A 10706-nucleotide genomic window follows, 5' to 3' on the forward strand; every position below is an offset into this window, starting at 1 on the left:
CTCCGGGCGGGTGGGGTCGAAGCGGTAGGCCAGCGCGCCCCCGGCCTGCTCCGGAGGCGTCACCTGGAGCGCGAACCGGCCGGCCCGCAGGCCCGCCTGCGCCTCGGAGGCCGGGACGCGCTCGGGCGTGAGGCCCGGGTGGGCGGCCAGGGCCGAGGCGACGCGCTCGGCGCCGGGCCCGTCCACCACCGCCACGCGCGTGCGCGGGGTCGCGCCCTGGTTGAACGCGCTGCCCAGCGCCACCGTGAGGAGGATGGGGAAGACGAACGTCCAGAAGAGGGTGCCCGGCTCGCGGATGAACTCCCGCAGCCGGGTGAGCGTCAGGCGCGCCAGGGGCGGCATGCGCCGTCCCCGAAATGCCTGCGCGCCAGCGACCGCGTCCATTGTGGGCTCAGTCACGAAGGTTTCTCCCCGTCAGGGACACGAAGACGTCCTCCAGCGTGGCGTTGCGCGTGGTCAGCCCGGACAGCTCCGCGCCGCGCTCCGCGATGCGCGCCAGGATGGAGGGCAGCGCCAGGTGGGGCCGCGACACCGACAGCGCCAGGCGGCCCGTGAGCGTGGTGCGCGCGGCCGTCACGCCGGCCACGGATTCGAAGTCCGGCGGGCCCAGCGCGGGCTGCGTGGTGAGCTCCACCACGTGCTCTCCGCCCAGCGACGCGACCAGCTCCGCGGGTGTGCCCACCGCGATGACCTGGCCCTTGTCCACCACCGCCACGCGGTCGCAGAGCTGCTCCGCCTCGTCCATGTAGTGCGTGGTGAAGACCACGGTGCGCCCGCGCGCGCGGAAGGCGGAGATGAGCTGCCAGAGCGCCCGGCGCGACTGCGGATCCAGGCCCGTGGTGGGCTCGTCCATGAAGATGAGCTCCGGGTCGCCCGCCAGGCTGCACGCGATGGACAGCCGCTGCCGCTGGCCGCCGGACAGCCGCACCACCCAGCTGTCGGCCTTGTCCGTGAGCTGGAGCAGCGCCAGCAGCTCCTCCGTGTCCGGCCCCTGCGAATAGAAGGACCGGAAGAGCTCCAGCGTCTCGCGCACGGTCAGCTTGTCGGAGAGGAGGTTCTCCTGGAGCACCACGCCGATGCGCTGGCGCAGCGCGTTCCCGGCCTTCTCCCAGGTGCGCCCCAGCACCTCCACCTCGCCACGGGTGGCCGTCTGGAGCCCCTCGAGGATCTCCAGCGTCGTCGTCTTGCCGGCGCCGTTGGGGCCCAGGAGTCCGAAGCACTCGCCAGTGCGGACCTCCAGGTCGAGCCCCCGAACGGCAGCCACATCACCGAACTCTTTGTGCAATCCCTGCACACGGATGGAAATCCCCACCTGTCCGGAAATAGACAAATTTCCGGATGCGAGCAAGGAGGTGGCGGGTAGGCGCGGGGCTCAAGCTGGCTTGATCACCACGAGTCCGAACATCAGCGGGACGGAGGGCAACTCCTCTGGTGGCCACATGCGGCGGCCCTCTGTCTCGCGCATGCGCGGGAAGAGGCGCGCGCCGTTCGCGTACGGGTACTCGCGGAGGGTCTCCAGCCGCAGGCCCGCGGACAGCAGGGCGGTGATGATCTCCCCCAGTCCCCACTGGAACGTGTGGTCCGGATGCGGGTTGCGGAAGTCCTTCACGCCCTCCTTGAAGCCCCACGGCACGAGCGCGTCCTGCGCCTGCGCGACGTAGTCCGTCACGCCAGAGGTCTCCACATGCACGCCACCACCGTAGGGGTAGTGGAGCCTCCACTGCTCGTCGAGCGTGAGCGCCAGCGGATGGAAATCGACGACGACGAAGCGGCCTCCGGGAGCGAGCACGCCCGCGAGCCCCCGGGCCCACGCGCCCAGGTCGGACAGCCAGCACATCGCGCCATAGGAGGAGAAGGCGACGTCGTAGCGCGTGCCCTCCGCGGAGGCGGCGGCGAGCCAGTCGTACACGTCCTGCCGCACGAAGGTGCCCGGGAGGCCGGACGCCTCGGAGAGCGAGCGCGCGAACGCGATGGCCTCGTCGCTGATGTCCACGCCCGTCACCCGCGCGCCCTTCGCGGCGAAGCTCAGCGTGTCCTGCCCGCTGTTGCACAGCAGGTGCACCAGCGACCGGCCCCGCACGTCGCCGACCAGTTCCTGCTCCTCGGGGAAGAGGGTGGAGCCGCCTTCTCGCAGGACGCGGGCCTGGTCGCCCTTGTGGCTGTTGTGGGCCGGGGTGGCCTCGTTCCACGAGCGCCGGTTGGCTTCGTGCAGTTCTTTGGAGGGAGCCATGGGGCCATGATTCCAGGGGTGCAGGGGGGAAGGGTAGAAGGGAGGGGTGACTTCCTCCTGGTTGCCCCTGCACCGGGCCCGCGCTGGCACCCGCGTGCGCCTGTTCTGCTTCCCGTTCGCGGGCGGTGGCGCGTCCGTGTTCCGCCCCTGGGCCAGCGTGCTGCCGGAGGGCATGGAGCTGGCCGCGGTGCAGCCGCCGGGACGCGAGGAGCGCCTGTCGGAGCGGCCCTTCACGTCGCTGCCCGCGCTGCTGGAGGAGCTGGACGCGGCGCTGTTGCCCTGGCTGGAGGACCGGCCGTTCGCCTTCTTCGGGCACAGCCTGGGGGCGCTGGTGGCCTTCGAGTGGACGCGGCGCCTGCGTCAGCGAGGCGGGCCCATGCCGCTGCACCTCTTCGTCTCCGGCGCGCCCGCGCCCGGCCTGCCGCGCACGGGGCCTTTACTGCACGCGCTGCCGGAGCCGGAGTTCCTCCAGGTGGTGCGGCGGTTGGGCGCGGGGGCCTTCGATGGGCTCCCGGACGCGGGGCTGATGGAGGCGTGGGGGCCCCTGCTGCGCGCGGATCTCCAACTGGCGGAGAGCGCGGCGCCCGGACCCGGTGAGCCGGTGGACGTTCCCCTCTCCGCGTTCGGAGGGCTGGATGACGCGGCGGTCTCCCGGGAGGAGCTGGCCGCGTGGCGCGAGCGGACACGCGGCGCGTTCTCCCAGCACATGCTGCCTGGGGGACACCTCTTCATCCGCGCCGCCTACCCCGCGGTCATCCAGGTGATGTGGCGGAAGCTGCGCGGGGCCGTGCCGGGACTCTGAGGCGCGTCAGTATTCGCCCGTCACGCTCACCAGCGTCTCGTCCGTGACCGCGAAGCCGAAGGGCACTGGCATGGTGTCCTCCGGGCGTTGCGAAGCGGGCGCGCCAGGGGCCTGGTCCAGGTCGTAGCGCACGGCGGTCGCGCGGAGCTGGACTCGCGTGCCTTCGGGCACGGTGAGCTCCAGCGGCAGGCCTCCTGGAGGCACGTCCCAGTACTCCAGGAGACCGCCGCCCGGCACGTCGCGCAGCCGGGCCACGGCGCTCGCGTTCACCACCTGGCCGGCGATGGTCAGCGCCCGCAGCGGCGTGCCCGCGCCGAAGCGGACCTGGAGCAGGGGCGCGTGTTCCACGGACTCCACGTGGAGCAACAGCCGACGCAGCCCGTCCCGCGTCTCGTCCTGGGTCACGCGAATGGTGGGGGCCGGGAGGGGCCGGTGGGGCGCGGGCACTACGCGCACGTCGCGCCAGAAGCGGGGCAGGTAGCTGTCCAGGCGGCGCGCCGGAGCATCCGCGCTCACGAAGCGGGAGGCCCACGCGTCCACCTCGAAGTCGCTGGAGAGCCAGTATGCCTCGCCGAGACTGGCATCCACGGCATAGGCGACGCTGCTGGGACGCGGGTCGCTCGCGTCGAAGCGCTCCCGCACGATGCCCACGCCCAGGAGCACGCACGCCAGCGCGAGCACGGGCAGCGCCACCATCCGGCCGGGGCGCGCCATCGGCGCGAAGACCTGCGGCCACAGCAGCGCGAGCCAGGGCGCCACCGCCAGCGTCGCCACCGGTGCCATGGCGAGCGTCAGCGCGACGTAGAGGTTGAGCACCTGCGGCACCCACAGCAGCAGGGCCGGAATGGCGCTCACGGCCAGCAGCAGCCGGCCTCGCGCGGAGGGCTGCTCCAGCGACCCGCGAAGCCGTCCTCCGAGCGCCAACGCGCCCACGAGGGCAGGCATCGCGAACAGATAGCTGAGGCCCGGCGCCGCGAACGCACTGAGCACGCCCAGCACGGCCCACACCACGAGCGCCCCCGCCCCCAGCTCCTCCGCGAGCGCCCGGCGCAGGAAGCACGCCCGGACGCCGGCTCCCGCCACCCGTTCCTCCGTGTTCGCCTGACGCGGGAGGCGCGCCTGGTTGCTGGCCACAGCCGACAGTTCCTCCGCGCGCGCCCTGCGCTGGAAGAGCGCTTGGACGCTGACCACCGCTGCCAGCGTGAGCGCCAGCAGCCCCGCGATGAAGAAGGTGCCGTGGTAGGCGTCGCCCTGCGGCAATACGCCCAGGCCCCCGTCGATGCGCAGCACCAGCGACCACGCGGCCTGGACCACCGCCGCGCTCGCCACCGTCGCCGCGAGCAACGCGCCCGCGCCCCATGCCAGCCCGGACGCGCGCAGCCGGCCCCGTCTCAGTCCCTGGACAATCGCCGCCGCCACCGCGAGCAGCGCCAGCAGCGCGATGGGCACGGCCCAGGTGGCCGGGTGGTGCACGAGGATGGGCCCGGCGTTGAAGTAGACGGCGTCCTCCGGCGGTGCGGGCTCCAACGCGTCGTTGCCCATGTGCCTCGCGAGCGCGAGCATCACCTCTCCGTGGTGCTGGAGGCTGTCCAGGCCGAAGTGGGCGAGGTCGTCCGTGCGTGCGTGGTAGCGCATGAACCCGTCGAGGAAGCCGAAGTTGAGGCCCGTCTTCCCCCGCTGGAGGAAGACGGAGAAGTCCGTGTCGTTCTGCAGCCGCCGGTACACTTCGTCGAACAGCGAGCTGGCCTGGGCGGGCGCCCCCGAGCGCGCCAGATGCTGGATGAGCCAGCGGTTGCCGGGACCCGGCTGGAACATCAGCGAGGGCCCATTCGAGCCCCGGGCCTCGAAGTTGAGGACCACGGAGACCTGGTCCGCCAGCGGGTGATGGAACGCGAACGCCCGCGCCCCCACGAGCCCCGTCTCCTCCGCGTCCGTGAAGACGAAGAGGACGTCGTTGCGCAGCGGCGGGCCCGTGCGCAGCGCGCGCAGCGTCTCCAGCATCGCCGCCACGCCGGCCCCGTCATCCGAGGCCCCAGGCGAGGTGGGCACGGAGTCGTAGTGCGCGACGATGGCGATGACGCCTCGGCTGTCCTGGCCCTTCACGTGGGCGAGCACGTTGTGGACCGTGGCACCCGGGATGGACTGCTCCTCCACGTCCGGGTGGATGGCGGCCGTGGCCTGCACCTCCGGCGTGACGCCCAGGCCGCGCACGGTGTCCACCAGGTACTCGCGCACCTCCCGGTGGGCCTGCGAGCCCACGGGGTGCGGACGGGCCGCGATGCGCGCCAGGTGCTCGCGCGCACGCCCCGCGGAGAACACCTCCGGGGGCGCGGTCGCGGGCAGCGCCGTGGGCGCGGAGGCGAAGTGCAGCGCGAGGGCGGCGGTGAGCGCGGTGAGCACCACGGCCGCGAGGCTTGCGAGGCGGGAGCTCATGCGCGGACCTTCACGCCGCCGCTTCCGGGGCCACCACGTCGAAGCGGATCCGCTCCAGCGCCTGCGTCACCGCGCGTTCCACGTGGGCGCGGTCCTCGCCGCTCGCGATGACGTGGCCCAGCCGGTCTCCGGAGCTCTCCGGCGGACGCACGCTGACGCCCGGCGCCTTGTCCACGGACACCTCACGCACGCCGTCCTCCTGGCGTGCGTCCTCCACGCCGTGCACCGCCGCGAGCCGCCCCGTGCCGGACGCGGTGAGGAAGCGGATGGAGGCCGTGGCCTTCTGACGGGGCGTCAGGTCCACGGGCCGCCCGAGCAGTTGGTCCAGCAGCACCGTCAGCAGGTCGATGCCGGTCGCGTGGCGCACCAGCTCCGGAATCATCCCGCCCGCGAGCCGCGGGTTGATTTCGATGACCACCGGGCCCTGGGCGCAGAGGCGGATCTCCGTGTGCGCGGGGCCCAGGTCGAAGCCCACCGCGTCCAGCGCGGCCACCACGGCGCGCTCCAGCGCCTGGCGCTCGCTGTCGGCGATGGGCGCCGGGAAGTCGTGGCCCATCTCCACGAAGTGGGGCGGCGCGGACAGGTGCTTGCGCGTGACGCCGAGGACGCGCGTGTCGCCCCGGGCGAGCGTCACGGTCTCCACGCTGAACTCGGGCCCGGTGAGGAAGCCCTCCACCAGCACCTCGCCGGCCAGCGGCTGACCGCGCTCGTTCACCCGGCGCGACGCGAGCGACCGGTAGTGCGCGAGCAGCGCCTCCGGCGTGTCCACGCGCCGCACGCCGGTGCTGCCGCTCTCCGCGGTGGGCTTCACCACGCAGGGGTAGGTGGCCTCGCGGCTCACCTGGAGCGCCTGGGCCTCGGAGGTGACCAGCCAGAAGTCCGGAGTGGGCAGGCCCGCGTCGCGCAGCACCCTCCGGGCCTCGTGCTTCTCATGGCAGATGCGGGCCGCGTCCGGGTTCAGGTAGCGGAAGCCGTATCGGGCGGCCAGCCGTGCCACCAGCGGCACGTAGAACGTGGAGAAGGTCAGGAGCGCGTCCACGCGCGTGCGCGCCGTCAGGGCTCGCACGCAGGCGTCCATTGCCTCCTGGTCGTTCGTGTCCGCCTCCAGCACCTGGAGGCCCGGGCTGCCCGCGAGCTTCGCGAGGAATGGGTACTTGCCGGGCTGGCGGGTGATGAAGGTGACCTGCTGGCCCTGGGCCACCAGCCGCTCCACGGCGAGCTTGCCGGTGCCCGTGGTGTTGCTCTCGATGAAGGCGAAGTGCGCGCGCATCACAGCCCCAGCTCCCGGGTGAGGTCGCCGCTGAGGGTGATGTCCGGCGCGTGGTACGGGACGCTGCCGCCATGGGGCAGCGGCGCGTGGCTCCAGCGCTCGGCCACGTCCACGCCGTAGCGGATGGCCTGTGGGGCCGCCGCGGCGGCGCACTCCGGACCGGCGATGTGGTGCTTCGCCAGGTAGTCGTCCGAGTAGATGGTCTCCCCGTAGCGGTCGCCCTTGTCCGGGAAGATGCCCACGACGTGCGCGTCCGGGCCGAACTGCTCCGCGAGCCACGAGCCCACGATGTAGACCGCGCCGGACGAGCCGCCCGCGAAGATGCCCTCGCGCCGGGCCAGCTCGCGGCAGCCCTGGAACACCTCGCCGTCGGACAGCCAGTGGGCCTCGTCGATGACGCGGTAGTTGATGTTGCCCGCGATGATGCTGTTGCCGTGGCCGCTCTGGAGCCGGGGGCGGTTGGGCTGGTGGAACTGCACGGAGCCCACCGCGTCCACGGCCACCACGCGCACGTGCGGCAGGCGCTGCTTGAGCGCGGCGGCCGTTCCGCTGAGAGACCCGCCGCTGCCCACGCTGGCCACCAGCGCGGCGATGTTGCCGCCCAGCGCCTCGGTCAGCTCCTGGGCCATGGCGCTGTTGTAAGCACCCGGGTTGCTGGGGCTGTCGTACTGGCGCGGCCAGTAGGCGCCGGGCACGTCGCGCAGCACGTCCCGCAGGCGCTCCAGCCGCGACTGCTGCCAGCCGCCGGTGGGGTGGTAGACGTCCACCACCAGGACCTCCGCGCCCAGCGCGCGCAGCTTGGCGGCGGTGCTCACGTCGATGCGCGGGTCGGTGATGATGATGACCCGGTAGCCCTTGAGCGTGCCCACGCGGGCCAGGCCCTCCGCCATGGTGCCGGAGGAGCTTTCGACGATGGTGCCGCCGGGCTGAAGGTCGCCTCGCGCCTCCGCGTCGGTCACCATCTTGAGCGCGACCCGGTCCTTCATCTGCCCGGGCATGGACAGCTCCAGCTTGCCCCACAGCGTCGCGCGAGGCCGGTTCACGGCGCGGCCTCGCAGCGAGACCAGGGGGGTGTTCTTCATCAACTCCAGGACGGACGAGACCTTGAGCATGGCGAGAGGGACGGGCGGGTTAGGGGGGCGGGAATCCGGAGGCGGTGAGAAGCGCGGTGACGGCGTGCTCCAACTGGCCGCGCGCGTCTTCCTGTTCGACGCGCCAGGCCTGGAGGGAGGCGGTGAGGCCCGGGTCCTCCAGCGCGGCGAGCTGGGCCAGGACGGAGGCGGGCGCGGGGCCTCCGCCATGAGCGGACGCCTCCACGCAGGTGGCGGGCTCCAGCGCGCGCGCCAGCTCCGCCTCGTCGAGCGTGAAGGCGCGCGAGGTGACTTCGAGCAGCAGCGCTTCCAAATCGCGCCGGGCCTCCGCGGCGGTGAGGGGCGTGTCGCCCGTCTTGCGCGCCACGAGGCGGGCCACCACGTCGTGCGCCGTGCGGAACGCGAGCCCGTGCCGCGCGACCAGGTGGTCCGCGACGGCGGTCATCGTCGTGTCCGCGTGGACCAGGAAGGCGCGCATCGCGTCCGGGCGGACGCGCACGTGCTGGAGGAGCAGGTCCATGAGCTGGAGCGCCTTGCTGATGCCCCGGAGCGCGGGCCACAGGTGCGCGGAGACTTCACCGCTGACCTCCACGCTGTTGGTGAAGGGCGTGTTCTTCAGGCCCATCAAGGCGTTCATCAGCGCGCCGGTGGGGTGCACCGCCTGCCCGCGGATGTGCTCCAGGACGAAGGCGTTGCGCTTCTGCGGCATGATGGAGCTGGTGCTCACCAGGTCATCCGGCCAGTCGAGGAAGCCGTAGGCCATGCTGGCCCAGGCCTGCAGGTCGTTGGCCAGCCGCGTGAGCGTGGTGCCCATGAGCGCCAGCGGCCCGAGCACCTGGATGACGAAGTCCCGCGAACCGACGGCGTCCGCGGAGTTGAGCACCGGCGCGGAGAAGCCCAGCAGCCGCGCGACCTCGTGCGGATCGATGGGGAACGACGTGCCACCGCCGGCCGCGGCGCCCATGGGGCTGCGGTTGACCGTGCCGTAGCTGGCGGCGAGCCACGCGGTGCCCCGGACGAACTCCGACAGCACCGCCGTCAGGTAGTGGCCGAACGTGGAGGGCTGCGCGGGCTGCTGGTGGGTGAAGGAGCTCATCACCGTGCGCGCATGCGCGTGCGCCTGCGTGCGCAGCGTGCGCGACAGGGACTCGCAGTTGGCGAGCACGCTCAAGAGCTCCGTGCGCAGCCGCATCCGCGTCACGGTGGCGTTGATGTCGTTGCGGCTGCGGGCCACGTGCGCGGAGCCGCCGACCTCGCCTCCCAGCCGGTGGATGTATTCGTTCTCGTACGTGAGATAGAGGCCGCGGTGCGACGCGGGCGTCTCGAACACGAGCTCCCCCGCGTCCGAGCGCAGCCGCAGGTCGCGGTTGACGGACAACAGGCGCGCCACGGTCTCCGACGGGAGGATGCCCCGGTGCGCGAGCATCACCAGGTGCGCCGCGTCGATGCGCAGGAGGTGCGGCAGCACCGTGCGCTGGTCGTCCGCGAAGCCCGGCTCGTAGAACAGCCGGAAGAGGACGGGGTGGGGCGGCAGCGAAACGCGGCCCAGCGTCTGAGCGCTCATCGCGCGTCCTCCGCGGCGATGTCCGCCACCACCGCGCCGGTGAGCCGCTGGATGTCCCGAGGCGAGATGCGCAGCATGTGCTGATCATCCCCGCCACCGCCGAAGACGATGTCGTACGGGAGCACGCGCGAGTCGATGACCACGGGCAGCGGCGTCGCGTGCCCCACCGGAGGAACGCCGCCCACGGCGTAGCCCGTCAGCCGCGACACCGTCTGCGCGCTGGCCAGCTTGAGCTGCGTGAGCTGGAGCGCGGCGGCCACCTTCGCGGTGGCGATGCGGATGTCGCCGGGCGCGATGGCCAGACACGCGCGGGACGCGTCCTTCTTCCCCTCGAAGACGATGGTCTTGACGATCTGCGCGGGTGTCACGCCCAGCGCCGCTGCCGCCAGCGGCACCGTGGGCATGTCCGCGCCGGGATTGATCAGCGTCGCGGAGACCTGGGAATCACGCAGGTACTGCTCCAAAAACTCGCGTCGGGAAGGCGCATCCGTCGTGTGCATGACGAACGCGAGTTTAGAGGATTCCCTTCTTCCGTACAGAGTGCGCGCGGAGCGGAACCCATGACGGTGGATCCGCTCCGCACGCGTGTTTCACGTCGTGCGCGCGAGCGTCAAGCGCTCACGCCAATGCCAATCGGGCAACTCACGCCGGTGCCACCCACACCGCAATAACCCCCTGGGTTCTTCTGCAGATACTGCTGGTGGTAATCCTCGGCGTAATAGAAGGCCGGAGCGGGCAGGACCTCCGTGGTGATGTCGCCCAGGCCCTTCGCGTTGAGCGCGGCCTGATATGCCTGCCGCGTCTCCTCCGCGGCGCGCTTCTGCGCGTCGTTCGCGAAGTAGATGCCGGAGCGGTACTGCGTGCCCGCGTCGTTGCCCTGACGCATGCCCTGTGTCGGGTCGTGGTTCTCCCAGAAGACCTTGAGCAGCTGCGCGTACGTGACCTTCGCCGGGTCGTACACCACGCGCACGACCTCGTTGTGGCCGGTGAGCCCCGAGCAGACCTCTTCGTACGTGGGGTTCGGCGTCAGCCCGCCCGCGTAGCCCACCGAGGTGGAGTACACGCCCGGCACCTGCCAGAACTTGCGCTCCACGCCCCAGAAGCAGCCCATGCCGAAGATGGCCGTTTCAAAGCCCTCCGGCACCGGACCCTTCAGCGGGGTGCCCAGCACGGTGTGCTTCTGCGGAACCGGCATCTCCTGCGGACGGCCCGGCAGCGCCTCCTGCGGAGTGGGGAGCCTCAACTTCTTCGGGGACGTGAAGAACATGCTCTAGCTTTAGCCCCGGGCATCCCGATTTTCACGCCCGACGCACGGC

At 72.1% G+C, this 10706-nt stretch carries 9 protein-coding genes and 1 pseudogene; 1 reads left to right on the plus strand and 9 read right to left on the minus strand.

What is annotated here, in order from left to right:
• From D7V80_RS37650 to D7V80_RS37660, 3 genes and pseudogenes are all read right to left on the minus strand, one after another.
• Nucleotides 1-399 (minus strand): annotated as a pseudogene (locus D7V80_RS37650) (ABC transporter permease); the annotation flags it as partial.
• Complete coding sequence (locus D7V80_RS37655; protein WP_233586025.1) at nt 392-1264, minus strand: ABC transporter ATP-binding protein; 873 nt, start codon at nt 1262-1264, stop codon at nt 392-394. The gene D7V80_RS37655 and the pseudogene D7V80_RS37650, both read right to left, overlap by 8 nt.
• A gap of 108 nt (nt 1265-1372) precedes the next feature.
• Nucleotides 1373-2230 (minus strand): bifunctional 2-polyprenyl-6-hydroxyphenol methylase/3-demethylubiquinol 3-O-methyltransferase UbiG, encoded by an 858-nt coding sequence (locus tag D7V80_RS37660; RefSeq protein WP_120592662.1) that lies wholly within the window; start codon nt 2228-2230, stop codon nt 1373-1375.
• Nucleotides 2231-2276: 46 nt separating this feature from the next.
• Between D7V80_RS37660 and D7V80_RS37665 the strand changes: the two genes are divergently transcribed.
• On the plus strand, nt 2277-3032 hold the full coding sequence (locus D7V80_RS37665; RefSeq protein ID WP_120592663.1) for a thioesterase II family protein: 756 nt from the start codon (nt 2277-2279) through the stop codon (nt 3030-3032).
• Nucleotides 3033-3038: 6 nt separating this feature from the next.
• Here D7V80_RS37665 and D7V80_RS37670 read toward each other — a convergent pair whose 3' ends face one another.
• The 6 genes from D7V80_RS37670 to msrA form a co-directional block, all read right to left on the minus strand.
• Nucleotides 3039-5465 (minus strand): M20/M25/M40 family metallo-hydrolase, encoded by a 2427-nt coding sequence (locus tag D7V80_RS37670; RefSeq protein ID WP_120592664.1) that lies wholly within the window; start codon nt 5463-5465, stop codon nt 3039-3041.
• 10 nt (nt 5466-5475) lie between these two features.
• Complete coding sequence (locus D7V80_RS37675) at nt 5476-6735, minus strand: ATP-grasp domain-containing protein (RefSeq protein WP_120592665.1); 1260 nt, start codon at nt 6733-6735, stop codon at nt 5476-5478.
• Nucleotides 6735-7817, minus strand: a complete 1083-nt coding sequence (locus tag D7V80_RS37680) for a cysteine synthase family protein (RefSeq protein WP_233586026.1) — start codon at nt 7815-7817, stop codon at nt 6735-6737. Before D7V80_RS37680 ends, D7V80_RS37675 begins: the two co-directional genes overlap by 1 nt.
• Nucleotides 7818-7866: 49 nt before the next feature.
• Complete coding sequence (gene argH, locus D7V80_RS37685; protein WP_233586027.1) at nt 7867-9390, minus strand: argininosuccinate lyase; 1524 nt, start codon at nt 9388-9390, stop codon at nt 7867-7869.
• Nucleotides 9387-9890 (minus strand): aminoacyl-tRNA deacylase, encoded by a 504-nt coding sequence (locus D7V80_RS37690; protein ID WP_233586028.1) that lies wholly within the window; start codon nt 9888-9890, stop codon nt 9387-9389. Before D7V80_RS37690 ends, argH begins: the two co-directional genes overlap by 4 nt.
• Before the next feature lie 110 nt (nt 9891-10000).
• The gene (gene msrA / locus D7V80_RS37695; RefSeq protein WP_120592667.1) at nt 10001-10657 is read right to left on the minus strand and encodes a peptide-methionine (S)-S-oxide reductase MsrA; all 657 of its coding nucleotides are present in this window, start codon (nt 10655-10657) and stop codon (nt 10001-10003) included.
• Between the last annotated feature and the right edge of the window lie 49 nt (nt 10658-10706).

Origin of the sequence: Corallococcus sp. CA054B (assembly GCF_003611625.1) — a bacterium.
Lineage (GTDB): Bacteria > Myxococcota > Myxococcia > Myxococcales > Myxococcaceae > Corallococcus > Corallococcus coralloides.

Excerpts from the sequence above, each read along its gene's own strand:
- D7V80_RS37660 (WP_120592662.1), bottom strand. The coding sequence starts at position 2,230 with ATGGCTCCCTCCAAAGAACTGCACGAAGCCAACCGGCGCTCGTGGAAC.
- msrA (WP_120592667.1), bottom strand. The coding sequence starts at position 10,657 with ATGTTCTTCACGTCCCCGAAGAAGTTGAGGCTCCCCACTCCGCAGGAG.
- D7V80_RS37680 (WP_233586026.1), bottom strand. The coding sequence starts at position 7,817 with ATGAAGAACACCCCCCTGGTCTCGCTGCGAGGCCGCGCCGTGAACCGG.
- D7V80_RS37690 (WP_233586028.1), bottom strand. The coding sequence starts at position 9,890 with ATGCACACGACGGATGCGCCTTCCCGACGCGAGTTTTTGGAGCAGTAC.
- D7V80_RS37675 (WP_120592665.1), bottom strand. The coding sequence starts at position 6,735 with ATGCGCGCGCACTTCGCCTTCATCGAGAGCAACACCACGGGCACCGGC.
- D7V80_RS37670 (WP_120592664.1), bottom strand. The coding sequence starts at position 5,465 with ATGAGCTCCCGCCTCGCAAGCCTCGCGGCCGTGGTGCTCACCGCGCTC.
- argH (WP_233586027.1), bottom strand. The coding sequence starts at position 9,390 with ATGAGCGCTCAGACGCTGGGCCGCGTTTCGCTGCCGCCCCACCCCGTC.